This is a genomic window from Sphingomonas phyllosphaerae (assembly GCF_036946485.1).
GTDB lineage: Bacteria > Pseudomonadota > Alphaproteobacteria > Sphingomonadales > Sphingomonadaceae > Sphingomonas > Sphingomonas phyllosphaerae_E.
In genome coordinates, this window is sequence record NZ_JAQIJA010000005.1 from 613801 (window position 1) to 636390 (window position 22590).

The window sequence follows — 22590 nt, forward strand, 5'->3', positions numbered from 1 at the left end:
GCAGGCGTAACATTGCCGTCCTATCCCACGGGAAATGAGTGATACCCGAGTACCGAGCCGCGTCTTCCCGCGTGCCAAGCAGGATGCCGAGGTCGCCAAGACCAACGTCTCCACCCCGCAGACCGAGAGCCCGGCCTACCGCCTCGCCTTTCAGGACATGGACTTCCTGCTGCGCGAGGATCTCCGTCCGGTCCGCTTCCAGCTCGAACTGCTCAAGACGCAGCTGATCTTCGAGGAAGCGCATATCGGCTCGACCTTCGTCTTCTACGGCTCGGCGCGCATCCCCGAACCCGCCAAGGCGCAGGCGCTGCTCGATCTCGCCACCGACGAGAAGAGCCGCCGGATCGCGCAGAAGCTGGTCGACAAGAGCAAATATTACGACATGGCGCGCGAGCTGGCGCAGCTCTGCTCGAACTTCCCGCGCGACGAGGCGGGCAAACGGCACTTCGTGGTCTGTTCGGGCGGCGGCCCGTCGATCATGGAGGCGGCCAACCGCGGCGCGGCCGACGTCCATGCCGAGTCGATCGGGCTGAACATCGTCCTGCCGCATGAACAGGCGCCCAATCCGTACGTCACCCCGGCGCTGTCGACGCAATTCCACTATTTCGCGCTGCGCAAGATGCACTTCCTGCTCCACGCGCGCGCGCTGGCGGCGTTCCCGGGCGGGTTCGGGACGTTCGATGAATTGTTCGAGCTGCTGACGCTGATCCAGACCGGCAAGGTCGAGCCGATCCCGGTGCTGCTGTTCGGGCGCGAATTCTGGGAGCGCGTCGTCAATTTCGAGGCGCTGGTCGAGGAAGGCGTGGTGTCGGAGCGCGACCTCGGCATCTTCCGCTATGTCGAGAGCGCGGCGGAAGGCTGGGCGGTGGTGCAGCAATTCTACCGCGACCGGCAGGCCGCACGCGAGGCGGCAGGGAAGTAGCTTTTTCCGTCGCCCCGGACGTGATCCGGGGACCCGCTTCTTCCTGGCGACGGGAAAAGCGGGATCCCGGATCACATCCGGGATGACGGACGTACCGCTACGCCGCCGCCGGCTCGGGCACGATCTCGGCGGCTTCGCGCTGCGGGAGCGGCGGCATGCCCAGCCGGCGGATGTCGATCGCGGTCAAACGGTTGAGCACGACCGCGCCCAGCCGGCGGTCGCGCGTCTCGATCAACACGCCGCCGTCGATCAACCGCAGCATCGGCCAATCGACTTCGCGCGCGCGCACCCGCGCACCGCGCGCCACGACCAGCGCCAACCGGCCGGTCGCGTCGATCGTCAACGCCGCGCGGCCGTCGTCGCCGATCGCGGCGTCGAACGCCGCGAAACCGGGCAGCGCCTCCGCCACCGCTTCGATCGCTTCATCGACCGTGTGGATCAACCGTTCCGCCCGACCGAAACCGAGCAGCGCCCCCAGCCGCACCGGCCTCAGCCCGAATGCGCGACCGCGTCCATCGCCGGGCGCAACCCACGCAGGTCGTATCCGGCCTGCGCGGCCTTACCGGTCAACACCTCCGCATCGTCACCCTGCGCGGCGCGTGCGAGCGCCCACAGGTTGCACGACCGCGTGCCCGAGCGGCAGTACGCCAGCACCGGCCCGTTCGCCGCCGCCAGCGCCGCCGCCATCGCATCGACCTGCGGGCGCGAGAAACCGGCATGGGTGATGGGAATGGCGGTATAGGCAAGCCCCGCCGCCTCGGCAGCAGCGCGGATCGCGTCGCCTTCGGGCTGCCCAGGCTCCTCGCCATCGGGGCGATTGTTGACGATCGCGACATAGCCGGCGGCGGCGATCGCGGGGACATCGTCGGGGGTGATCTGCGGGGCGACCGCGATCGTCGGATCGAGAGGGCGAAGCATCGCGCTTCCCTAGCGAAACAGGCGCCGGTCGTCAGCCGGAAAGATCACCCATGCGCGCGTACCGTATCGAGAAAGGCCTGTCCGTAGGCGTCGAGCTTGCGCTGCCCGACCCCCGCGATCCGCCCGAGCGCGGCGAGCGATGTCGGGCGCAACGCGGCCATCTCGCGCAGCGCCGAGTCATGGAAGATCACATAGGGCGGCACCCCCGCCTCCTTCGCCAGCTCGCGGCGGGTGGCGCGCAGCGCCTCGAACAGCGGATCGTCGACCGGGTTGTCCGCCGCCCCGGCCCCGCGCCGCCGCCGTTCGCGCTTGGGCGGCTCGACCAGCGACAGCGTCGCCTCGCCCTTCAGCAGCGCGCGCGCCGCCGGGCCGAACTCCAGCCCGCCATGCGGATTGGTGCGCAGCGCGTCCTTGAGCAGGAGCGCGCGCCCGACCGGCTTCAGCATCGCCACCTCGCCACCGTCGACGATGTTCCACACCGATAGCGCCTCATGCCCGTTCATCAGGCTGCGCTCACTCGACTTTCCGGTCAGCACTTCCTCGATATAGGTCGCGCCGAACATCTGCCCGGTGCGGAACACCGCCGACAGATATTTGCGCGCGGTCTCGGTCGCATCGATCGCCGCCGGGGGCGACAGGCAATTGTCGCAATTGCCGCAGGTTTCGGGCGGATGCTCGCCGAAATGGCGCAGCAGGATCGCGCGGCGGCACCCGGCGGTCTCGACCAACGCGCCGAGCGCCGCCAGCCGTTGCCGCTCGCCGGGCTGTCGATGCTCCTCGACCTCGCCGATCCGTTGCCGCGCGCGCGCGAAATCCTCCGCGCCCCAGAACAGATGCGCGACCGCCGGGTCGCCGTCGCGACCGGCGCGGCCGGTCTCCTGATAATAGGCCTCGATCGACTTCGGCAGCCCGGCGTGCGCGACGAAGCGGACGTCGGGCTTGTCGATCCCCATCCCGAACGCGACCGTCGCGCACATCACCATGTCCTCGGACGCGACGAAATCGGCCTGGTTCTTCGCGCGCACCGCCGGGTCGAGCCCGGCGTGATAGGCGCGCACCGGACGACCGGTGATCTGCGTGAGCTGCGCCGCCAGCTTCTCGGTCGCGGCGCGCGTCTGGACATAGACGATGCCGGGGCCCGGCGTGTCGCGCACCACGTCGGCGATCTGCCGCGTGCTGTTGTCCTTCGGGCGGATCGCATAGCGGATGTTCGGCCGGTCGAACCCGGCGACGACCATCCCCTCGTGCGGGATGCCGAGCTGTTCGAGGATGTCGGCGCGGGTATGCGCGTCGGCGGTGGCGGTCAGCGCGAGCCGCGGCACGTCCGCAAACGTGTCGAGCAACGGGCGCAGCAGCCGGTAATCGGGGCGGAAGTCGTGGCCCCATTCGCTGACGCAATGCGCCTCGTCGATCGCGAACAGCGCCGGGCGGCCGCGCGTCAGCAGGTCGCGGAAGTCGGCGGTCGAAGCGCGCTCGGGCGCGACGTACAGCAGGTCCAGTTCGCCATCGAGATAGCGCCCGCGCGTCTCGGCCTTGTTCTCGTCGACGCTGGTCAGCGTCGCGGCGCGCAGGCCCACTGCGGTCGCCGCGCGCAGCTGGTCGTGCATCAGCGCGATCAGCGGGCTGACGACGACGCAGGTGCCGTCGAGCATCGCGGCGGAAAGCTGGTAGCACAAGGACTTGCCCGCCCCGGTCGGCATCACCGCCAGCGTCCGCTCGCCGGCGAGCACGCGCGTCACCACCTGCTCCTGCACGCCGCGGAACGCAGGAAAGCCGAAGATGCGGTGGAGGTCGGGAAGCGGATCGCGCGCCATGTGCACCGGCGCACCTAGGCGCGCGGGGCCGCTTCCGCAACCGTGGCGGGAACGGCGGGCGGCGCTGATGCGTAATGCGCGGACCATCGACCTGCCGAAAGACCGCGATGCGCGTGCGCCCCAATCTCGCCCTGTTCACCTTCGCCGCCGCGTCGGCCCTGTCGGCGTGCGAACGTCAGTCCCTGGATGCTACCGGTCAGGCCGACACGCCGCGCCCGATCGCTCCCGCCGCCAAGGGTGTCGACGCCCCGCCCGAAGCGCCGGCGGCGGCACGATGAGCGTGGAGCGCGTCAAGGATCACCGCTCCGAGCAGGAGTTCGCGCTGGAGGTGGACGGCCACCGCGCGGTCGCGGCCTATCAGCTGGAGGGCGACACGATCGTGTTCACGCACACGGTCGTGCCGCCCGAGATCGAAGGACGCGGCGTCGGCACGAAGCTGATCCGCGGCGCGCTCGACATCGTGCGCGACCGCGGGTTGAAGGTGGTGCCGCAATGCCGCTTCGTGCGGGCGTATATCGAGAAGCACCCCGAGACGCGCGACCTGCTGGCGTAGGCTTCTGTACCCCGGCGAAGGCCGGGGCCCAGTTGGGAAGGCCGAAGTAACGGAGCACGGCGCGCCGTTAGGATCGTTCCGTAACTGGGCCCCGGCCTTCGCCGGGGTACAGAGAGTCGCGGGTCACTCCGCCGCGACGCGGCTCCCGTCGGCGTTCAGCCCCAGATCGTGGAGCAGCGGCCCGACTTCCGGGTCCTTGCCGTTGAAGGCGCGGAACATCGGCGCGTAATCCTCGGTGTGGCCCTTCGACAGGATCATGTCGCGGAAGCGCTGGCCGTTGGCGCGCGTCAGCCCGCCGTGATTCTCGAACCACGCATAAGCGTTGGCGTCGAGCATCTTGGTCCATTGATAGGCGTAATAGCCCGCCGAATAGCCGTTCCCCCAGATGTGGAGGAAATAGCTCGACCGGTAGCGGGGTGGCACGTCGTCGGTGTCGAGCCCGGTCGCGGCGAGCGCCTTCGGCTCGAACACATCGACGTCCTGCCGCCCGGCGCTCGCGGGAAGCGAATGCCAGCTCATGTCGAGTTCGGCCGCCGCCAGCGCCTGACCGAAGCTATTGCCGGTGTTGAAGGTCGCGGCGCGCTTGATCTTGGCGACCAGCGCGGGCGGGATCACCTGCCCCTCACGGTTGACCGCGTAATGCGGCAGCACCTTGGGGTCGAGCGCCCAATGCTCGTTGAATTGCGACGGGAATTCGACGAAGTCGCGCGCGGTGTTGGTGCCCGACACCGACGGATAGGTCTGGTTCGCGAACAGCCCATGCAGCGCATGGCCGAATTCGTGGAACATCGTCGTCACGTCGTCGAAGGTGATCAGCGCGGGCTGGCCCGCCGCCGGCTTGGTGAAATTGCCGACGTTGTAGATCACCGGCTTGGTGCCGAGCAGCTTCGACTGGTTGACGAAGTTCGACATCCACGCGCCACCGTTCTTGTTGTCGCGCTTCCAGTAATCGAAGTACATCAGCCCGATCGGCGTGCCGTTCTCCTCCGACACCTCATAGACCATCACGTCCGGCTGATAGACGGGAATGTCGGTGCGGCGCTTGAAGGTGATGCCGTACAACTGGTTGGCGGCGTAGAAGACGCCGTCGGTCAGCACCTTGTTGATCTCGAAATACGGCTTCAACTCGTCCTGGTTGAGGTCGTACTTCGCCTTGCGCAGCTTTTCCGAATAGAGATCCCAGTCCCATGGCTTGAGCTGGAAATTGCCGCCCTCGGCCTTGATCTGCTGCTGCAATTCGGCGGCCTCGCGGCGCTGCTCGGCGCCGACCGGCTTGCCGAGCTGCTGCATGAAGCCGAGCGCGGTGGTCGGGTTCTTCGCCATCTGGTCGGACAGGACGTAATCGGCCCAGGTCGCAAAGCCGAGCAGCTTGGCCTTTTGCGCGCGCAGCTCGGCGATCTGGCTGATCGTCGCGCGCGTGTCGTTGGCGTCACCCTTTTCAGCGCGCGTCCAGCTCGCGTTGAACAACGCCTCGCGCGTGGACCGATCGGTCAGCGCGGCGAGCGCCGGCTGCTCGGTGGTGTTCTGGAGCTTCAGGACGTACTTGCCCGTCAATCCGCGCTCCTTGGCGGCGTCGGCGGCGGCGGCGATCTCCGCCTCCGACAGCCCGGCCAGCTTGGCACGATCGTCGACGACCAGCGCGCCCGCCTTGGCGGCGGCGAGCAGCTTCTGCTGGAACGCCGTCTCCAGCGTCGAGAGCTGCGCGTTGAGCGCGCTCAGCTTCGTCTTGTCGGCGGGCGACAGCTTCGCGCCGGCGCGGACCATATTCTCATAGGTCAGCGTCAGCACCTGCAACTGCTCAGGCGTCAGCTTCAGCGTCTGGCGCGCGTCGTACAGCGTGCGGACGCGCGCGAAGAGCTGCGGGTTGAGCTGGATCGCATCCTGATGCGCCGCGAACTTGGGCGCGAGCACTTCCTGCGTCTTCTGGAGCACGTCGTTGGTGTTCGCGCCGTTGACGCCGTAGAAGGCGAGCGCAGCACGCTCCAGCAGCCGGCCCGACCGCTCCAGCGCGGCGATTGTGTTGTCGAAGGTCGGCATCGAGCGGACGCGGACGATGTTGTTCACCTCGGCGAGCTGCTCGGCCATCCCGGCCTCGAGCGCCGGCTGATAGTCGGCGTCCTTGATGCGGTCGAACGGCGGCGCCTCGAACGGCAGCGTGCTCGGCTTGGCGAAGGGGTTGCTGGCCGGCAGCGGCGCGGCGGTTTGCGCGGCGGCGATCGGCACGGCGGCAGAGGTCGTCATCGCGGTCAAAAGGACGGCGGCGAAAGGCAAACGCATCGGAACTCCTCGGGAACGGTACCTGCGCGCGGTGATGCACCCGCGCGCAGGTTGGGGCAAGATGGCTGCCCTGTTTCCCGGGATATCAGACCGAATCCTTCACCTTCTTCCCCGCGACCACCCCCAGCACGAGGAAGATCAGGAACAGCGCGAGCGCGATGAAGAACAGGATCTTGGCGATGCCGACGAACGCGCCGCCGATCCCGCCGAAGCCGAGGGCACCGAGCACGAGCCCGGCGATGAGGAAGATGACGGCGAGTTTCAGCATGGCGAGTCTCCGTGGCGATGGTGGACGGGCATCAGCCCTTGCGGCTGGCCTCGAACAGGAACCAGGCGCGCTCCTCGGCCTGATCGGTCCATTCGTCGACGATCCCGCTGGTGGCATTGTCGCCGGCGTCCTCGGAGGCCTGCTTCACCTCGCGAAAGCGCTCGACCAGGGTGAGATTGTCGTCGCGCAGCTCGGCCAGCATCTCGTCGGCGGGCACGAAATCGCGGTCATTGTCCTTGATCGACTGGCGGCGCGAGATGTCGCCGATCGAACGCAAGGTGGTGTTGCCGGTCTTGCGGACGCGCTCGGCGATCGCGTCGGTCACGCCCAGGATCTGCGCGGCTTGGTCGTCGAGCAGCAGGTGATAGTCGCGGAAGTGCGGCCCGCTGACGTGCCAGTGGAAGTTCTTGGTCTTCAGGTACAGCGCATAGCTGTCCGCCAGCGCTGCGTTCAGCGCGTCGGCGACGGTGCGCGTATCGTTGCGCGCCAGATCGGTCGGCGTTTCGAGAGCAGGATTGGTGTCGGTCACGTTTCGCTCCGTACGGATCAGGTGTCGGAGGCGAAACGATCAGCGGTGGGTTTGGCTCCCGGCCATCCGCCGCGCTCAGGCGGCGCGGCGTGGCGCCTCCGCGCGATCGGTGGCGACCGCCTGGCCAAGCAATTGCAGCAGGCGATGCACCGGAACGCCGCGCTCGCCGCGCGCCAGCGCGAGCCGAAGCTGATTCGCGACGTCGACCGCGGCGGGCAGATGATGGTGGCGCGCCAGTTCGTGGATGCGCTCGATGTCGGGCGCCAGCCGCGTCGGGCCGGCCCGCCATTCGATCGCGGCGATTCGGCGGGTCAGTTCGGCGCGGGCGGTGATGATATCGTCGTTGCTCATGACGGCTATCTCCTCTTGCGCCCCTTGTAGCGGGTCGCGCGTTACCGAGGGCTTAACCGCGCCGATGCTTGACTCTGCGCGCCACATGGGCCAAGCGCCCCAGCCTGACGCGGCGGAGGAGCCTTCGCCGCATTTTTCGTTTTCATTCGCTAGGAACTGGTCATGGCAAAGCCGACCACCGTCAAGATCAAGCTCGTCAGCTCGGCCGACACCGGCTTCTTCTACGTCACCAAGAAGAACCCGCGCACCAAGACCGAGAAGCTCAGCTTCAACAAGTACGATCCCGTCGTGCGCAAGCACGTCGAGTTCAAGGAAGCCAAGATCAAGTAACCCGACGAGTCGCGTAGCGGTCGTTGGGTTATCCCGGCGAAGGCCGGGATCCAGAGCCGCACGCGATTCGTCTTTTGCTTGCTTCCCGAAAGCCGCCCGCGCCCTGCGCCGGCGGCTTTTCCGCGTGGCGCGTCAGGGCCGACCCACAGTCACCGAGCCCCCCTTTTACCGTCATCCCGGACTTGATCCGGGATCCCGCTTTTACTTCGGCTGGCAAACAAAGCGGGGCCCCGGATCAAGTCCGGGGCGACGAACCGCGGCGGCTACCGATCTATCAAACGAACGATCAACTTCAGGTCAGTTCGGTCACGGCGGCCATGAACCGCGCCAGCGTGATCGGCTTCGACACATAGGCGTCAGCCCCGGCGGCGCGCAGCCGCTCCTCGTCCTCGCGTCCGGCATAGGCGGTGACCGCCATCACCGGAATGTGGCGCAACGCCGCATCGGCCTTCAGCTGCAACAGCAGCTCATAACCGGTCACATGCGGCATCTGGATGTCCATGACGACCAGATCGGGCGCGAAGGCACGCGCGCGCTCCACCGCCTCGCGTCCGTCACGCACCGGCTCGACAACGAAGCCGTGCGCCCGGAGCAGGTCGCTGAAGAGCTTCAGATTGAGTTCGTTGTCCTCGACAACGAGCACCCTTTTTGCCACGCGACGAACACTCCCAACAGGGCGACGATAGATAATGGTGCGTAACGACACAAATGATGAAAATGCCGTGACACGTGCGCTCGATGCCTTGACCTTTATCCTTAACGATCCGTTACGCGCCGGCCGCTTTCTCGACACGACGGGGCTTACACCCGACAACCTGCGGGAATGTCTTACGGATCCATCGACGCTTGCGGCAACGCTCACGTTCCTCGAGGCGCATGAGCCCGATCTGATCGCCTGCGCCGACTCGACCGGACACAGCCCGGAAGCGCTGGTCGCGGCACGGCGGGTGCTGGAGCAGTCACGATGACGCGGCCGCTGCTGATCTCCGACTGCGATGAAGTGCTGCTGCACATGGTGCGGCATTTCGCCGACTGGCTGGGGACGGTGCACGAGGTCGACTTCACGATCGGCACCTGGGAACTTGCCAAGAGCATGAAGCGGCGCGGCAGCGACACGCCGATGACGCGCGAGGAGATGTTCGGCTATCTCGGCGGCTTCTTCCCCGACGAGATGCACCGCCAGACGCTGGTCCCCGGCGCCGCCGAAGCGTTGGCGATGCTCGCCGAGCGCGCCGATATCGTGATCCTCACCAATCTCGAGGATCATTGCCGCACGCATCGCATCGACCAGCTCGCCGGGCACGGGATCGCGCACCGGGTCGAATGCAATCAGGGTGGCAAGGGCGCGCCGGTCGCGCGGCTGGTCGCGGAATATGGCCACCCGGTCACGGTGTTCGTCGACGACCTGCCGCACCATCACGAATCGGTCGCAGCACACGCACCGGGCGTGTGGCGGCTGCACATGGTGTCCGAGCCGCAGCTCGCCCCCGGCGTGCCGCCCTCCCCGCACGCCCATGCGCGGATCGACGACTGGGCGATCGCGCAGGAGTGGATCGCGGCGCGCTTCGACGAAGGGGTGCCGGCGGAGGCTTGACCGCGGCGGGGCGCAGGCGGCAAGCATCGCCGCATGACCGACCGCATCGATCGCGCTCTCGAAGAGCTGGGCCTCACGCTGCCGCAGGCGGCCGCCCCCGTCGCCGCTTATGTCCCCGTCGTCGAGGCGGGCGGGCTGCTCCACATCTCGGGCCAGTTGCCGTTCAAGGATGGCGCGGTGGTGACCGGCCGGCTCGGCGACGACGTGTCGTTGGAAGATGGGCAGGACGCCGCACAGCGGTGCGCGCTGATGCTCGTCGCACAGATCAAGGCGCATTGCGGCAACCTCAGTCGCGTGACGCGGGTCGTGAAGCTGGGCGTGTTCGTGAACTCGACCGCCGACTTCACCGACCAGCCGAAGGTCGCGAACGGCGCGTCGGAACTGATGGTCAAGCTATTCGGCGATGCCGGCAAGCACGCCCGCTCGGCGGTGGGCGTCGCGGTGCTGCCGCTCGGCGCGGCGGTCGAGGTGGACGCGATCGTGGAAATCGCCTCCGCCCTTTGATCGCGGCCTACGCGGTCCTATCTCGCGCGCGATGACCTCGCTTACCGCGCGCCTGGTGCCCGGCGTTTCCGCCATCCCCGCCGAGCAATGGGATGCGTGCGCCGGCACCGCCAACCCCTTCGTGGGCCACGCCTTTCTAAGCGCGCTGGAGGAGTCCGGCAGCGTCGGCGGACGTAGCGGCTGGCAACCGGTGCCGATCGTCGTCGATGGCGCGGATGGCGCGCCGATCGCGATCGCGCCCGCCTATGCCAAGGGGCACAGCCAGGGCGAATATGTCTTCGACCATGGCTGGGCCGATGCGTGGGAGCGTGCCGGTGGCCGCTATTACCCCAAATTACAGATCGCCGCGCCCTTCACCCCCGTCCCCGGCCCGCGGCTGCTGCTGCGCGACCCGGACGCCGCGCCGGCGCTGATCGGCGCGATCGAGGCGGTGGTGGCGCAGCACGACCTGTCCTCGGCGCACGCGACCTTCGTCACCGCCGAGCAAGTGCCGCTGTTCGCCGCGGCGGGGTGGCTGGTGCGCGAGGGGACGCAATTTCACTGGCAGAATGACGGCTATGCCACGTTCGACGACTTCCTCGCCGCGCTCGCCAGCCGCAAGCGCAAAGCGATCCGCAAGGAGCGCGCCGCCGCGGTCGCGGGGCTGACGATCCGCCACCTGACCGGCACGGCGATCGGCGAACGTGAATGGGACGCCTTCTGGCGCTTCTATCAGGACACCGGCAGCCGCAAATGGGGGCGGCCGTATCTGACGCGCAGCTTCTTCCCGCTGCTGGGCGAAGCATTGGGCGAGCGCGTGCTGCTGATCCTCGCCGAGCGCGACGGGGTGCCGATCGCAGGCGCGCTCAACCTGATCGGCGCGGACGCACTCTATGGCCGCTACTGGGGCGCGACCGAGGAGGTGCCGTTCCTCCATTTCGAGCTGTGCTATTATCAGGCGATCGACGCCGCGATCGCGCGCGGGCTGGCGCGGGTCGAGGCGGGGGCGCAGGGCGAGCACAAGCTGGCGCGCGGCTATGCGCCGGTGTCGACCTGGTCGGCGCATTATATCCCCGACCCGAACTTCCGCCGCGCGGTCGCCGACTTCCTCGAACAGGAGCGCGTTGCGGTCGAGGGCGAGCAGGCGTTTCTGGGTGAGCTGACCCCGTTCAAGCGGGGGTAGCTTCCGTCATCGCGAGCCTAGCTCGCAATGACGGTCTTACCGCGCCTGCTCGACCCGCAACCGTTCCAGCCGCTCTTCCTCGCGCTCGCGCCGTTCGCGCAGCGCCTCCAGCCGCTCGCGCCGCCGCTTGATCCGCTCGATCAGCCAGCGCGGCACGCCCAGTTCCTCGTCGCTCGCTTCGGGCACCACTGCGTCATGGTCGATGCGGAACAGCACCGAATTGCTGGTCGGCGAACGCCAGATCGGGATCAGTCCGATCGTGAAGCGCGGATTGTAGACCGGCGGGCGGATCAGCCACACATAATCGAACGCCTCACGCGGGAAACGGGCCAGCGCGTAATTGGCCGGCCGCCACCATTCCGCCGGGCATTTCACCGAGGTCACGATCTGCGTCGGGTCGTGCGCATAGGGGCCGGCGGCGGTGTAGCGCGACGTCAGCAACTGCGCACCGGCCATCGACCATTGGTCGTCGGTATAGGCCAGCCGCCGCACCAGCGCGAGCGCGGGCAGATGCTCCAGCCGCGACATCCGCCACGCATTGTGGCAATTGTGCCCGACGAAGCTGATCAACCGCGCGCCGACCGGCACATGCGGCAGCGCCGCCAGCTCCTCGTCGTAATCGCGATCGAATTCGAGATAGCTGATCGTCGTCCCCGCCAGTCGCACGACGAAGAAGGCAAACCCCAGCGCCGCCAGCACCGCGGCATGGCGGAAGGTCGTGCCCGGCTTCGGCCGGATCGCGATCACCGCCACCGCGATCATGTACGGCGCCATGCGCATATCGGCATAGGCCGAGCCGAACACGATCCGCGGCAGCACGATATAGACCGCCAGCATGAACAACGCCGACAGCCCCAGGTGGCGCGAATAGCCGATCCGAGGGTCGCGTAGCGCCTTGAACAGCACGAGGTAGATCACCGCCATGCTGCCGACGTCGAACCACAGCCAGCGGTCGCGCAGCGCCATCACGATCCACGCGATCTTGGTGCGCCAGTAGAAGAAGTCGGCGGTCTGCCCGGTGACGTCCGCGCCCGATCGCCACGCGATCATCAGCAGCATCGGCAGCGCGAGCGGCGCGCAGCCGAGCCCGGCGCGGATCAGGCTTTCGAGCCAATGCCCGCTGCCCGCGTCCTTGCGCCGGTCATGCTGGCGGATCAGCTCGCTGGAAAAGGCCAGCACGCCCAGCACGCCCCAGCCGAAGGTGTGCACCACCCACAGGATGCACGACAGCGGCACGAACAAGGCGACCCGCAACCAGATCCGCCCGAGCCGCGCCAGCCGCAGCCACAGCGCGAACAGGCACAGCGCCAGCCCCATCGACAGCGCGAAGTTCACGAACCCGAACTGGACCGGATAGCCATAAGCGAGCGGCAGCGCGAACAGCGCGGTTGCGGGGATGCGCCCATGCACCTCGCGCGCGATCCACAGCAGCCCGGCGACCGTCAGCATCGGGATCGCGATGACGATCAGCTTGACCGCCGTCTCCAGCCCGACCAGCGGCGCGAGCGGCTCGATCAGCAGGTCGACGCCGAGATTGCCGATCAGCGCCCATTTGAAGGAATACCAGTCGGCCAGCCACGGATGCGCGCCGCGATCGAGCTGGACGCGGTAGCGCCCCATATGCCCGGGCAGGTCGACGATCGGCGGAATGTCGGGCCACAGCAGCGGGATCGCCGCCGCCAGCACCGCCGCGATCACGAACCATCGCGTCTGCCACCAGTGAAGCCGGTCGTCGTGCATCGGCGCGCGTTAGCGGGCCGACCCGCCTTCCCGCAAGGGGCGGATGACGCGCCAGACCAGCGCGGGGCCGCGCACTGGCACCGGACGCAGCCAGTCGAAGCGCTCCCCGCGTTCGAGCCGCGCCCACATCCCGTCCGGCGCGCGGTCGCGATAGGCGATCATCTCCTGCATCCCCGGACAGACCGCGAGATAATCGGCGTGGGTTGCAAGGATCGCCGCCTGCGCCTGTGCCGGCGGGGCGAGGAAGCCGGTAATGACGCGCGCCATCGCCGCGGCGCTGCGATGATAGCCCCCCGCGATGGCCCGATGGGGGGTGTCGAGCAACAACGCCGGGGTGAGGTCGATCGGCGCGAACACGATCCCCGGCGGCAGCGCTCCGAGCACGCGCATGTCGCGGGTGCTGGCGCAGGAGGGCCGATGGCTGATCTGCGTCTTCGGCGCTGCGCCGCGCGGAAAGGCATGGAGCGCGGTCGCAGCGAGCGTGCCGGGGGCCGCCAGCGCCAGCACCGCCACCGTCGCCAGGACGCGCGGCACCGGCCTTGTCAGGTTCCGCGCCCGCGCCAGCAGCCTCGCGAGCCACACCGCCGCGGCGGGCGCGGCGAGCGCATTGGCGGTGGCACCGGCGCGGCTGACCGCGACCGCGATCAGCGTTGCGGCGAGCAGCAGCAACCCGAACATCGCCCAGCGCTGGCGCGCTTCACCCGCCGCGCTTCGCCACCCGAGCCCGGCGCCGATCAGTCCGGCCAGCGGCAAGGCCAGCGTCGCCGCCGCCCATACCGGCTCCTGCTCCCAGACCGGACGACCTTCGAGCACCCCCAGATACCAGACCTGATAGACCAGCGGCGGCAAGGTCGCGAACGGCCCGGCCAGGCAGACCGGCGCCAGCATCAGCAACGTGGCAGCTGCGGCCGCCGCCGCGACGCCCAGCGCAGCCAGACGCGCGACCACCCCGAAACGCCCCACTGCCACCGCGATCACGACGCCGACCGTCGCGACCCCCAGCACCGCAAGCCATGCCGGCGCGAGCGCGTCGCACGCCGGTAGCCAGAACCCCGGCCCGCGCGTCGCCACCTGAAGAACCGTCGCGCCGCCGACCAACGTCAGCATCAACGTGCGCAGCATCGGGCTGCGCTGCGGCTGGACGACCCAGGCGAGCGCCGCCACCCCGCAGATCGCCGCAGCGATCGGCAGCCCCTCCAACGAGATCGTCAGCAAGGTCGCCAGCGCCGCGCCGGTCAGCAGCCCGCTCCGCGCATCCGGCTGCGCAATCACCATGCGCGCGGCGGCAAGCGCGAACACGGTCTGCCAGCCGTGATGATCGATCCGCAGCGGCGATAGCTGGAAGGTGAGCGGGATCGTGAGCCCCGCCATCAGCATCGCCGGGATCACCAGCGTGTCGCCGCCCAACCGGCGCGCGATCGACGCGACCAGCGCCAGCGCGGCGAGCAACGTCAGCAACGGCACCACGACGACCGCGACCTGTTCGGCAAGCGCCCCGCCAAGCACCGGGCGCAATGCCACGATCACCGCGGCCAGCGGCAGGTCGACGAGCCGCGACCAGTGCATCGGGAAATCGCCGCCGTTCAGGCGATGCTGCGCAACATCGAACCAGCTTTGCCCCGCCAGCCAGTCGCGTACTTCGAGCAGCCGCATCGAATCGTCGGCGTCCGGCAGCGCGCGCACCATGATCGCGCTCCACCCGGCGACCAGCAGCACCAGCGACGCCAGCGCCCAGCCGCCGAGCACGACGGCGACATGACGACGGTCGGGCGACAGCTTATGCGGCCTTCAGCGCGGTCGGCACCTGCCGCAGGCTGGCGAGTGCCGCCGCTTCACCCTCGTTGCCGCTCTCGTGATATTCGGCGTCCTCGTTCACCGCCCAGACGTCGTAGACGCGCGCACCGGCCTGGATGTTGCGGACCGTCAGCATCGCGGTCATCATCGCATGATCCTGATTGTTGTAGCGGTGCATCCCGTTGCGCCCGACGCAATGCAGCGTCGCATAGCGGCCCTCGATCTCGCGGCGGAGCATGTCGACGTTCTGCGCATAATCCTCGTCATAGACGGGATAGGCCTTCTCCTGCCGCACCACCACGCCGCCAGTCACCTGCGCCGGATCGCACAGCCCGAGCGTCGCCATCTCGGCGGTGGCGAGCGCGATCAGCTGCTGGTCGCTCGACGTCCACAGCCCGTCGCCCTCGAAGCAGAAATATTCGAGCCCGACGCAGGCGATCGCGGGATCGGGCACCATCTCGGGCGACCACGACCGGAAGTTCTGGATGCGGCCGACCTTCACCTTGGGATCGTGGATGTAGATCCAATTGTCCGGGAACAGCTCGGGCGAACGGATCATCAGCGCGACCGTCAGGAAGTCGCGATATTTCAGGTTTGACGCCTCGGGCAGCGACGCGGGCAGCGGATGGATGCGGCTCGCCAGCTCGCGCATCGGCGCCGAGGAGATGACATGCGCGGCGTTGAGCGCGACCAGACCGTCGGCACCGTTGGCGGTGACCGTCCAGCGCCCGGTCGCCTCGCTCAACCGCAATTGGTGGAGCGCATGGCCCATCAGCACCTGCCCGCCGCGCTCGACGATCCGGTCGCGCGCCGCGTCCCACATCATCCCCGGGCCGAGCCGCGGATAGCGGAAATTCTCCAGCAATGTCTTGGCCTGCCCGACGCCGTCGTTCGGCCGGCGGTTGAGCCCGAGCGAGCGCTTCATTCCGTCGACCACCGCGCCCCACAGCGACAGCCCCTTGATCCGCTGCGCCGCCCAGTCCGCGCTCATCCGGTCGCACGGCATCCCCCACACCTTCTCGGTATAGGTCTTGAAGAAGATCGAATAGAGCTTCCGCCCGAAGGCGTTGACGGTCCAGTCCTCGAAGCTCTTCACGTCACGCTTCGGGAACAGTTTCGCCTTGGCGAAGCTCGCCATGCACAAGGCCGAGCGCACCACGCCGAGGTTGCCGAGCGCCTCGAACGCGCGCAGCGGATAGCTGTAGAACTTGCCCTCGTAATAGATGCGGCTCATCCGCGGGCGTTCGATGAAATCGTCGGGCAGCAGCTCGTTCCAAAGGTCGACGACCTCCTTCGAGCGCGAGAAGAAGCGGTGCCCGCCGATGTCGAAGCGGAAACCCTGATGTTCGACGGTCCGGCTGATCCCGCCGACGTACACGTCGTCCTTTTCGAGGATCGCGACCGAGTAACCCGCCTTGGTCAGCAGATAGCCCGCGGTCAGCCCCGCAGGGCCTGCGCCGATGATCGCTACGTCGACCGTAGTGCCTGACTTCGCCATCCCGCCCGTTCCGCTTTTAGTGGATGAGGACGCAATGAAGGAAACTGGTTGAAGCGGGGTTAACGCCGGATGGTGGCACAGCCCTGCGCTCCTGTTCTATAGCCCGCCGGATGCGCGCTTTTCTTCCTCCCGTGCTGGCCCTGGCGGCCGCGGTCTCGCTGACGCTGCCCGCCCCGGCGACGGCGCAGAGCACCACCTTCGATCTGGCCGGCCCGGCGCTGACGATGCGGGTCACGCGTGGCGACGTGACGCTGCCCGCCGGGCAGGTGCCCGGCATCCGCGTCGGCGACAAGCTGGAGGTGCGCGCCGACCTGCCCGCCGATCAGTCGGCGCGCTACGTGCTGGTCGTCGCCTTCCTGCGCGGCGCGACCAACCCGCCGCCCAAAGACTGGTTCTTCAAGGCCGAGACGTGGGACAAGAACCCGAAGAAGTCCGGCCTGTCGATCACCGTGCCCGAGGGCGCGCAGCAGGCGATCGCGTTCATGGCCCCGGAAACCGGCGGCGGCTATAATGCACTGGTCAAGGCCGTGCGCGGGCGGCCCGGCGTGTTCGTCCGTGCCGCGCAGGATCTGTTCCAGGCGTCGCTCGATCGCGCGCGACTGGAGACCTTCGTCAACGGCGTCGCGCGCGTCGAGGAAACCGCGCCCGAACGGCTGGTGCCGGTGTCGACCGCGCTCGCCGGCACGCTGGCGATCAAGCTCAACGCCGATTGTCTGACGCGCGCGCGTTCGCTTCAGGCGTCGTGCCTGACGCAGAACCGCGACGGCATGGTTCTCCAGACCGGCGGCGGGACGACGCTCGCCGAGGTGCTGGGCGGCACGACGACGCAATTCGCCTATAGCCTTGCCGCCACCAAGGAGGGCGGCGCGGGAATCTACAGCCCCTATATCTCGCTGGCGCGTGACTTCGCGCGGCTGTTCGGGGTGTTCCGCAGCGCCAGCTATCAATATGCCCCCGCGCTGGCGGTCGGATCGGGCGAGCGGCTGCGCTTGCAGCTCAACAACCCGCCATCGTTCCAGAACCCGCAGACCGTGCTGGTCGCCCCGCTGCCCCCGATCGGCAGCAGTGCGCCGCCACCGCTACGCGCCGCCGCCAAGGACTCGCTATGCCTCGCGCAACCGGGGCTGGTGCTGCGGCTCGACGATGCCCCGCTGTTGTTCGCGACCGATTATGCGCGCGACCTGCGGCTGAAGCTGGGATTGCAGGACGGACGCAGCATCGAGCTGCCAGTGACCGCCGATGCCGAGCGTGGCGGGCTGGTCGTCGCCGATGCGCAGAAGGTCGGCCAGTCCGGGATCAGCGAGGCGGCGCTGGTCGGACGCTGGGGCTTCGACAATTTCACCGGCCCACGCTTCGCGGTGCAAAACGGCGCGCCGACCGCGTGGCAGCCCAAGCCCGACGATGCGGTGGTGGTCGGCCGCGACGCGCCGCTGACGCTACAGGGCGGCGCGTCGTCATGCGTCGAGCAGGTCGCGCTGCGCGACCGCGCCGGCGCGACCCGTCCCGTCGAGTGGAAGGCGAGCGCCCCGGACGAGATCACGGCGACACTGCCGCTCGCCCGCACCCGACCCGGCGAGTTGACGCTGCTGGTCGCGCAATATGGCGCGGCGCAACCCGCGCAACTGACGCTCAAGGGCCAGACCGAAGCGAGCCGGCTGGAAGGCTTCACCCTCTATACCGGCGACAAGGAAGGCCGGCTGATCGGCGCGCGGCTCGATCAGGTCGCGAAGCTGGAGGTGGCGGGCGTGACCTTCGTCGCGGGCGCGCTGACCCGCGATCCCGGCGGCGGCGACCGGCTGGCGCTGACCACCGAGGCGAATACCGAAACGCTGGCGCAGGGCGCGAGCGATGCGAAGGTGACGCTCAGGGACGGCCGCACCACGACGGTGCGCGCGACGATCACTCCGCCGCGCCCGCGGCTGGAGCTGGTCGGTGCCCATGTCGACGCCCCCGCCGCCGCGGCGAAGGTGCCGCTGACGCTGCCCGCCGGGCTGCTCGCACCCGAGGCGACGCTGACCTTCTCGGTGCGGGCGGTCGGCACGCGGCTGACCAATGACGATGCGATCGAGGTCGCGACCGCCGACGACGATGCGACGACCAGGCTGACCGTCGCGTCGGGCAAGCTGCAATCGCTGGGTGGCGATGTGGCGGTGAGCACGTTCGCGCCGCGACAGGCGCTCGGCGCGGCGGCGGTCGGCGCGCTCAAGATGCGGCTGGTGCAGGGCGAGACGCTCGGCGAGTGGCAGCCGCTGGCGCGCGTCGTCCGCTTGCCCGTGCTGACGAAGGTGACGTGCACCGACAAGGCGTGCACGATCGACGGCGACGACCTGTTCCTGATCGCGGGCATCGCCGGCACCCCGGATGGCGCGACCGCGCAGCCGGTGCCGGTCGGCTTCGTCGGCACGTCGCTGCAGGTGCCCCGCCCCGCCGGGGACGCGCTGTACCTCAAACTGCACGACGCACCCGACGATCTGGTGAAGATCGCGATCGCGCCGGAGCGGAAGGAGTAGCACCCGCCACCCCTTCCGCGATGGGTCCTTAGAACGTCACCCCGATCCCGCCGCTGACGGTTTCGCCGCTGTCCTTGCCGGTGAAGGCGCCGGCGCGGTTCTCGGTGTTCCAGTGGATCAGGTTGAACTGCATCCGGATGATGCTGTCGAGATACCAGTTTACCCCGGCCGTCACCGCCGAGCCCTTGCCCGCGGTCGGCACGCCCGAGAAGTCGAGGTTCTCGTAGCGGGTGAGCAGCTCGATCGCGCCCGGCCCGCCGTCGAACACCGGGCGCAGCACGCGCGGCTGCGCGAAGGTGCCGAGCCGCGGATTGTACGGCGGCAGGTCACCGGTCAGGAACCAGCCACCCGACAGGCTCCACGCCTTGGTGACCAGATCGTCACGCCCGCCGCTGAGGCGCGCATGACGCTCGCCGGCCTCGCCCATCACCCACAGCGGGCCGGCATAGCCGCCGACTTCCGCGCCATAGCCGGTGGTGCCGGTGCCGCCGGTCAGCGTGCCGGTCGACACGCGCAACAGGCTGTTGAAGCGCCCGCCGATCACGGTGTTGCGGGTCAGCGTCCCCGGCCCGTTCGCCAGCTTCTCGTCGAAGCCCCACAGGCCGAGGTGGACGATCGAACGATCGGTCTTCAGCGGATTCCAGTGCGCGCGCGCCAGCACCGTGCGGCTGTCCGACACCGCCTGGCTGGCGTCGACGTTGTCGCCGCTCAGCGTGATCGACGCGTGCCCGCTTTTCCAGAAGATGCGCGGCATCAATGCGATCCCGTAGAAGCCGCGCTGCGGGATGATCGAGGTCGCGACGACGTTGCGCTCCAGGAACGGCGGCGCATCCGACCCGCTCGACCCTTCGAAGCTGCGGTCGTTGAACATGTTGCCGAAGCGGACGTCGTAGGAGATCTGGCCGACGTCGTTGCGCCAGCCGACGAACATCGTGCCGACGTCGGAGACGTTGTCGGCGAAGTCGTTCTCGAACTGGTAGAAGAAGTGCGTACCGATCGCGCCCTCGATGCCGATGCGCAGCGCGCGCGCGCCGGTGGTCGTGATGTTGCGCGCGTCATACTTCGATCCGAACGTCGAGCTGACGTGGTTGATGATGCGGCCGCGCATCTTGAACGTGTACTTGCCGTCCGCCGAATGGAAGATCGGCAGGCCACCGCGCCATTCGGTAGTGACACCCGACGGGTTCATCGCCGCGGCGCGCGCCTGCGCCACCGTCTGCTCGGCAGGGCTCGGCGGGATGATCTGCGGCGCGAACGACACCGTCTCGCTATCGTTGCCGACCGTCGAGGAGGCCGATGCGACCCGTTGCGGCGCGGTCGTCGGCGTAGCGGCGGCCGTCACCGGCGCGGCGGCGGGCGTCTTGTTCTCGACCGCTTCCAGCCGCGCGCGCAACGCCGCGATCTCGCTGGCCTGGGCGCGGAGCAGCGCGAGGATTTCGGCCTGATCGCCTTGCGTGTTCTTGGCGAGCGCCGGGGTAGCAAGCAGCAGGGCAGAAACAGAGGCGCCCGCGCAGAGAAGACGTTTCATAGACCAAGCCTGTTGGGGTGAAGCACCGGCATGACGTCGCGGTGTCGACCGGCGCGCGGCATCGATCCGGGAAGGCGATCACAAACGCCCTGCCCGTCCTTGCAACAACCGATCCTGACCGGCGCCCCCCCAAGGCCCCACCGAATTTCGGGAGCGCTCGGTATAAGAAAGCCAAGTTAATTAGTGACTAAGCGAAAACTGCCGGCAACAATGCGGCATTGTTGACGATGCGCGGCGGTGCAGGAGAAGCCTTTTCGACACGTCGGTGAGAGGACGTGCAACGCGCCGCTGGGCGTCTTCTGGCACGCCGGCATGTTATGCAGTCAGTCCCCAGTCACACGCCCCTCGTCGTCCTTCAGCTTCGACGCGACACGCTGTGCCCGCACCTCATCGATGAGGCCCGTGAGTTCGTGGATCAGATAAATGCCCTGCATCGTCTTGAGGTCATTCTCGTCCTCGGCTTCGAGAAAGATCGCTTTCATGCGCGCCGCGATGTCGATTGCCTTGGCGTACCGATCTTCCCCGATCTTGTCGCGGACCATGCCAAAGCCCTCGACGAGCGCGTAAAATTCGGAATCGATACTTTGCTTGGGAAAATATCCGGTGTCATCTTTCAATTTAGGCGCATCTCCCATCATGGGCACGACCTGATCCATGAGTTCGCTTAATTTTCGGGGATGTACGGCTTATAGCCCGTTACCTTCCTGCCTTCGCTTACTGATGATGCCAGTGGGGCGCCAATCCGCGCGACTATAACGATCAGTCCCCCGTCACGCCCCCCTCGTCATCCTTGAGCTTTGCCGCCACTCGTCGCGCCCGTGACGCATCTATGATATCAATAAGCTCGTGAATGAGAGAGATACCTTGCCGCGTCTTGCCGTTAGTCTCATCGGGATCTTGCAGAAACAACTCTTTAGCCCGCGCGGCTATATCGATCGCTGCAGCGTAACGATCTTCGCCGATCTTATCGCGAACCTTTCCGAAGCCCTCGACGAGTACGTGAAATTCCGTGTCGATATTCCGCCAAGGGAAATACCCGGTATCATCTTTGAAACTGGGGGCATTTCCTTGCATAGGAACGACGAAATCGTTTAGCTCGCTCAGCGTTTCAGGAATATATAAATCAGGATTGTTATAGTAATTTCTCGTATATTCTTTCATTTTCCCGACCTCGGTCTAGTGATAAGATAACTGCTTTCCGCTCCAATTTGGCGTGGCCTAATTATGACCACGTAGTTGGGCTTAAAATCTGCATTGAAAAATCCCCTTATTTGAGGGCTTTTTAAATCTTTTCGGGATAACGTTACATCAAAGGCAACGTCCCCAATCCTTGCGTCAGGCCGCCGGTACGACCTCTCTGGCTTGGAGGTGTCATATTCACGTCTATTGACCCTAACTTGATCGCTAACCGCTTTCAAATCAAAGCGCTTGTACATGCTCCTTAAATTCGTACGAACCTCATTATCAATGTATGTGCCAATAGCCTCTTCCTTCGACAACCGCCCCCTTAATTTTCCGCTTTCATACGCGCTTAGCGCTCTGCTGTAAGCACGATCCGTTAGATCTTGAATGACCCGCGTGGTTTCGACCTGCATTGGTTGCAGATCACCCTTGATCCTCACGAATGCGGCCGCGCGCTGAAGGCGTAGGTCATTTATCTGATTGCGCATTCCGTCCCACGTTGCTGGGAGGCCAAGTGACTGGAAACTCCACTTTGGATCGATGGAGCTGATCTGATCTATAAGCAGCTTGCTTCGATCTTTCGTCATCGCGGACATCCATTCATTCGCAGGCGCCGTAAAACCAAACACATTATCCAGCAGCGAGATGACGGCGCCTCCGGGTGCATCGCGCAGACCGGGAAAGGTCTGCTCGAGCGTCATCGGATCTTCAAAAGCGCGGCTATTGCTACGAAGCGGTTCTCGCGAGGGTTCGAATTGTGTTTGCTGCAGAGCTCCGTCGTCGCGACCCGGATGATAGACCGCATCGATAATCGCTGCCTGATCTTTAGCCTCCGCCGATTGGTCGAACGAAGCGTTCCGCCACTCGTCCTGTGAGAGTTGCCGCGACGCCAATGCCGCACGTCGACGCGCTGACGCGCTCCGCTCCGAGGACGCGACCCCGCCCGGGCCCCAGGTGAACTGGCCATTTCGTGGATCGTGATACGGATTGAACTTCAGCTCGATACCGTCAGCGGTTCGCGTCGGGCGTCGCCCCGTTCGAAGCCACACTGAAAAGTTGCGCCGTTGATCGATGCTAGTGACGAGATTGTTCATGCTTCGCCCCCCACGTTTTCTT

General features: G+C 67.2%; 24 protein-coding genes. 9 read left to right on the top strand and 15 right to left on the bottom strand.

Annotated features, from left to right (window positions below; translation table 11 throughout):
• Positions 1 to 34: 34 nt before the first annotated feature.
• The gene (locus PGN16_RS11485) at positions 35 to 922 is read left to right on the top strand and encodes an LOG family protein (protein WP_335309551.1); all 888 of its coding nucleotides are present in this window, start codon (positions 35 to 37) and stop codon (positions 920 to 922) included.
• Positions 923 to 1019: 97 nt separating this feature from the next.
• Here the strand turns inward: PGN16_RS11485 and PGN16_RS11490 are convergent, their stop codons facing one another.
• The 3 genes from PGN16_RS11490 to recQ are packed head-to-tail and all read right to left on the bottom strand — an operon-like array spanning position 1020 to position 3654.
• Positions 1020 to 1406, bottom strand: coding sequence for a hypothetical protein (locus PGN16_RS11490; protein WP_335309552.1), 387 nt, complete (start codon positions 1404 to 1406; stop codon positions 1020 to 1022).
• A gap of 5 nt (positions 1407 to 1411) precedes the next feature.
• The gene (locus PGN16_RS11495; RefSeq protein ID WP_335309553.1) at positions 1412 to 1840 is read right to left on the bottom strand and encodes a TIGR01244 family sulfur transferase; all 429 of its coding nucleotides are present in this window, start codon (positions 1838 to 1840) and stop codon (positions 1412 to 1414) included.
• Between the two features lie 44 nt (positions 1841 to 1884).
• Entirely contained in the window at positions 1885 to 3654 is a 1770-nt protein-coding gene (gene recQ / locus PGN16_RS11500; RefSeq protein WP_335309554.1) for a DNA helicase RecQ, read from the bottom strand.
• 74 nt (positions 3655 to 3728) lie between these two features.
• On the opposite strand from recQ, the gene PGN16_RS11505 reads away from it, so the two are divergent.
• Together PGN16_RS11505 and PGN16_RS11510 are read left to right on the top strand one after the other, a co-directional pair.
• Positions 3729 to 3932, top strand: a complete 204-nt coding sequence (locus tag PGN16_RS11505; protein ID WP_335309555.1) for a hypothetical protein — start codon at positions 3729 to 3731, stop codon at positions 3930 to 3932.
• Positions 3929 to 4207 carry a GNAT family N-acetyltransferase gene (locus PGN16_RS11510; RefSeq protein ID WP_335309556.1) on the top strand — a complete coding sequence of 93 codons (279 nt, stop codon included), beginning with the start codon at positions 3929 to 3931 and terminating at the stop codon, positions 4205 to 4207. Before PGN16_RS11505 ends, PGN16_RS11510 begins: the two co-directional genes overlap by 4 nt.
• Positions 4208 to 4330: 123 nt before the next feature.
• Here the strand turns inward: PGN16_RS11510 and PGN16_RS11515 are convergent, their stop codons facing one another.
• From PGN16_RS11515 to PGN16_RS11530, 4 genes are all read right to left on the bottom strand, one after another.
• Complete coding sequence (locus PGN16_RS11515; RefSeq protein ID WP_335309557.1) at positions 4331 to 6448, bottom strand: M3 family metallopeptidase; 2118 nt, start codon at positions 6446 to 6448, stop codon at positions 4331 to 4333.
• Between the two features lie 121 nt (positions 6449 to 6569).
• Positions 6570 to 6752 (bottom strand): DUF1328 family protein, encoded by a 183-nt coding sequence (locus tag PGN16_RS11520; protein ID WP_159753689.1) that lies wholly within the window; start codon positions 6750 to 6752, stop codon positions 6570 to 6572.
• A 31-nt stretch (positions 6753 to 6783) separates the two neighbouring features.
• Positions 6784 to 7281, bottom strand: coding sequence for a Dps family protein (locus PGN16_RS11525; RefSeq protein ID WP_335309558.1), 498 nt, complete (start codon positions 7279 to 7281; stop codon positions 6784 to 6786).
• Positions 7282 to 7356: 75 nt separating this feature from the next.
• Entirely contained in the window at positions 7357 to 7632 is a 276-nt protein-coding gene (locus PGN16_RS11530; RefSeq protein WP_335309559.1) for a hypothetical protein, read from the bottom strand.
• A 162-nt stretch (positions 7633 to 7794) separates the two neighbouring features.
• Between PGN16_RS11530 and rpmG the strand changes: the two genes are divergently transcribed.
• Positions 7795 to 7962: a 50S ribosomal protein L33 gene (rpmG, locus tag PGN16_RS11535; protein ID WP_007407030.1), complete on the top strand. Its 168-nt coding sequence runs from the start codon at positions 7795 to 7797 to the stop codon at positions 7960 to 7962.
• 292 nt (positions 7963 to 8254) lie between these two features.
• On the opposite strand, the gene PGN16_RS11540 is transcribed toward rpmG, so the two are convergent.
• On the bottom strand, positions 8255 to 8617 hold the full coding sequence (locus PGN16_RS11540; RefSeq protein WP_159753698.1) for a response regulator: 363 nt from the start codon (positions 8615 to 8617) through the stop codon (positions 8255 to 8257).
• 34 nt (positions 8618 to 8651) lie between these two features.
• Between PGN16_RS11540 and PGN16_RS11545 the strand changes: the two genes are divergently transcribed.
• From PGN16_RS11545 to PGN16_RS11560, 4 genes are read left to right on the top strand one after another with little or no spacing between them, the layout of a single operon-like run.
• A complete protein-coding gene (locus PGN16_RS11545) occupies positions 8652 to 8930 on the top strand; it encodes a DUF3572 domain-containing protein (RefSeq protein ID WP_335309560.1) in 279 nt (92 codons plus the stop codon).
• Entirely contained in the window at positions 8927 to 9556 is a 630-nt protein-coding gene (locus PGN16_RS11550) for an HAD family hydrolase (protein ID WP_335309561.1), read from the top strand. Before PGN16_RS11545 ends, PGN16_RS11550 begins: the two co-directional genes overlap by 4 nt.
• Before the next feature lie 33 nt (positions 9557 to 9589).
• Complete coding sequence (locus PGN16_RS11555) at positions 9590 to 10060, top strand: RidA family protein (protein ID WP_335309562.1); 471 nt, start codon at positions 9590 to 9592, stop codon at positions 10058 to 10060.
• 31 nt (positions 10061 to 10091) lie between these two features.
• On the top strand, positions 10092 to 11222 hold the full coding sequence (locus PGN16_RS11560) for a GNAT family N-acetyltransferase (protein WP_335309563.1): 1131 nt from the start codon (positions 10092 to 10094) through the stop codon (positions 11220 to 11222).
• A gap of 36 nt (positions 11223 to 11258) precedes the next feature.
• Here the strand turns inward: PGN16_RS11560 and PGN16_RS11565 are convergent, their stop codons facing one another.
• Genes PGN16_RS11565 through PGN16_RS11575 form a run of 3 tightly spaced genes read right to left on the bottom strand, consistent with a single transcriptional unit; the run spans position 11259 to position 16254 of the window.
• Positions 11259 to 12962 carry a hypothetical protein gene (locus tag PGN16_RS11565; RefSeq protein WP_335309564.1) on the bottom strand — a complete coding sequence of 568 codons (1704 nt, stop codon included), beginning with the start codon at positions 12960 to 12962 and terminating at the stop codon, positions 11259 to 11261.
• 9 nt (positions 12963 to 12971) lie between these two features.
• Positions 12972 to 14708, bottom strand: a complete 1737-nt coding sequence (locus PGN16_RS11570; protein ID WP_335309565.1) for a hypothetical protein — start codon at positions 14706 to 14708, stop codon at positions 12972 to 12974.
• A 31-nt stretch (positions 14709 to 14739) separates the two neighbouring features.
• On the bottom strand, positions 14740 to 16254 hold the full coding sequence (locus PGN16_RS11575) for an NAD(P)/FAD-dependent oxidoreductase (RefSeq protein ID WP_335309566.1): 1515 nt from the start codon (positions 16252 to 16254) through the stop codon (positions 14740 to 14742).
• A 131-nt stretch (positions 16255 to 16385) separates the two neighbouring features.
• Between PGN16_RS11575 and PGN16_RS11580 the strand changes: the two genes are divergently transcribed.
• Positions 16386 to 18764 carry a hypothetical protein gene (locus PGN16_RS11580; RefSeq protein WP_335309567.1) on the top strand — a complete coding sequence of 793 codons (2379 nt, stop codon included), beginning with the start codon at positions 16386 to 16388 and terminating at the stop codon, positions 18762 to 18764.
• Between the two features lie 28 nt (positions 18765 to 18792).
• On the opposite strand, the gene PGN16_RS11585 is transcribed toward PGN16_RS11580, so the two are convergent.
• The 4 genes from PGN16_RS11585 to PGN16_RS11600 form a co-directional block, all read right to left on the bottom strand.
• Positions 18793 to 20292 (bottom strand): OprO/OprP family phosphate-selective porin, encoded by a 1500-nt coding sequence (locus tag PGN16_RS11585; RefSeq protein ID WP_335309568.1) that lies wholly within the window; start codon positions 20290 to 20292, stop codon positions 18793 to 18795.
• A 323-nt stretch (positions 20293 to 20615) separates the two neighbouring features.
• Positions 20616 to 20948, bottom strand: a complete 333-nt coding sequence (locus PGN16_RS11590) for a hypothetical protein (protein ID WP_335309569.1) — start codon at positions 20946 to 20948, stop codon at positions 20616 to 20618.
• 103 nt (positions 20949 to 21051) lie between these two features.
• The gene (locus PGN16_RS11595) at positions 21052 to 21453 is read right to left on the bottom strand and encodes a hypothetical protein (protein ID WP_335309570.1); all 402 of its coding nucleotides are present in this window, start codon (positions 21451 to 21453) and stop codon (positions 21052 to 21054) included.
• Positions 21450 to 22568, bottom strand: a complete 1119-nt coding sequence (locus PGN16_RS11600; RefSeq protein WP_335309571.1) for a hypothetical protein — start codon at positions 22566 to 22568, stop codon at positions 21450 to 21452. The genes PGN16_RS11595 and PGN16_RS11600 overlap by 4 nt, the downstream gene beginning before the upstream one ends.
• Between the last annotated feature and the right edge of the window lie 22 nt (positions 22569 to 22590).

What these genes read in the sequence shown, in the direction of transcription:
- PGN16_RS11485 (WP_335309551.1), top strand. Translation starts at nt 35, where the DNA reads ATGAGTGATACCCGAGTACCGAGCCGCGTCTTCCCGCGTGCCAAGCAG.
- PGN16_RS11495 (WP_335309553.1), bottom strand. Translation starts at nt 1,840, where the DNA reads ATGCTTCGCCCTCTCGATCCGACGATCGCGGTCGCCCCGCAGATCACC.
- recQ (WP_335309554.1), bottom strand. Translation starts at nt 3,654, where the DNA reads ATGGCGCGCGATCCGCTTCCCGACCTCCACCGCATCTTCGGCTTTCCT.
- PGN16_RS11505 (WP_335309555.1), top strand. Translation starts at nt 3,729, where the DNA reads ATGCGCGGACCATCGACCTGCCGAAAGACCGCGATGCGCGTGCGCCCC.
- PGN16_RS11510 (WP_335309556.1), top strand. Translation starts at nt 3,929, where the DNA reads ATGAGCGTGGAGCGCGTCAAGGATCACCGCTCCGAGCAGGAGTTCGCG.
- PGN16_RS11515 (WP_335309557.1), bottom strand. Translation starts at nt 6,448, where the DNA reads ATGACGACCTCTGCCGCCGTGCCGATCGCCGCCGCGCAAACCGCCGCG.
- PGN16_RS11520 (WP_159753689.1), bottom strand. Translation starts at nt 6,752, where the DNA reads ATGCTGAAACTCGCCGTCATCTTCCTCATCGCCGGGCTCGTGCTCGGT.
- PGN16_RS11530 (WP_335309559.1), bottom strand. Translation starts at nt 7,632, where the DNA reads ATGAGCAACGACGATATCATCACCGCCCGCGCCGAACTGACCCGCCGA.
- rpmG (WP_007407030.1), top strand. Translation starts at nt 7,795, where the DNA reads ATGGCAAAGCCGACCACCGTCAAGATCAAGCTCGTCAGCTCGGCCGAC.
- PGN16_RS11545 (WP_335309560.1), top strand. Translation starts at nt 8,652, where the DNA reads ATGGTGCGTAACGACACAAATGATGAAAATGCCGTGACACGTGCGCTC.
- PGN16_RS11550 (WP_335309561.1), top strand. Translation starts at nt 8,927, where the DNA reads ATGACGCGGCCGCTGCTGATCTCCGACTGCGATGAAGTGCTGCTGCAC.
- PGN16_RS11555 (WP_335309562.1), top strand. Translation starts at nt 9,590, where the DNA reads ATGACCGACCGCATCGATCGCGCTCTCGAAGAGCTGGGCCTCACGCTG.
- PGN16_RS11560 (WP_335309563.1), top strand. Translation starts at nt 10,092, where the DNA reads ATGACCTCGCTTACCGCGCGCCTGGTGCCCGGCGTTTCCGCCATCCCC.
- PGN16_RS11565 (WP_335309564.1), bottom strand. Translation starts at nt 12,962, where the DNA reads ATGCACGACGACCGGCTTCACTGGTGGCAGACGCGATGGTTCGTGATC.
- PGN16_RS11575 (WP_335309566.1), bottom strand. Translation starts at nt 16,254, where the DNA reads ATGGCGAAGTCAGGCACTACGGTCGACGTAGCGATCATCGGCGCAGGC.
- PGN16_RS11585 (WP_335309568.1), bottom strand. Translation starts at nt 20,292, where the DNA reads ATGAAACGTCTTCTCTGCGCGGGCGCCTCTGTTTCTGCCCTGCTGCTT.
- PGN16_RS11590 (WP_335309569.1), bottom strand. Translation starts at nt 20,948, where the DNA reads ATGGATCAGGTCGTGCCCATGATGGGAGATGCGCCTAAATTGAAAGAT.
- PGN16_RS11595 (WP_335309570.1), bottom strand. Translation starts at nt 21,453, where the DNA reads ATGAAAGAATATACGAGAAATTACTATAACAATCCTGATTTATATATT.
- PGN16_RS11600 (WP_335309571.1), bottom strand. Translation starts at nt 22,568, where the DNA reads ATGAACAATCTCGTCACTAGCATCGATCAACGGCGCAACTTTTCAGTG.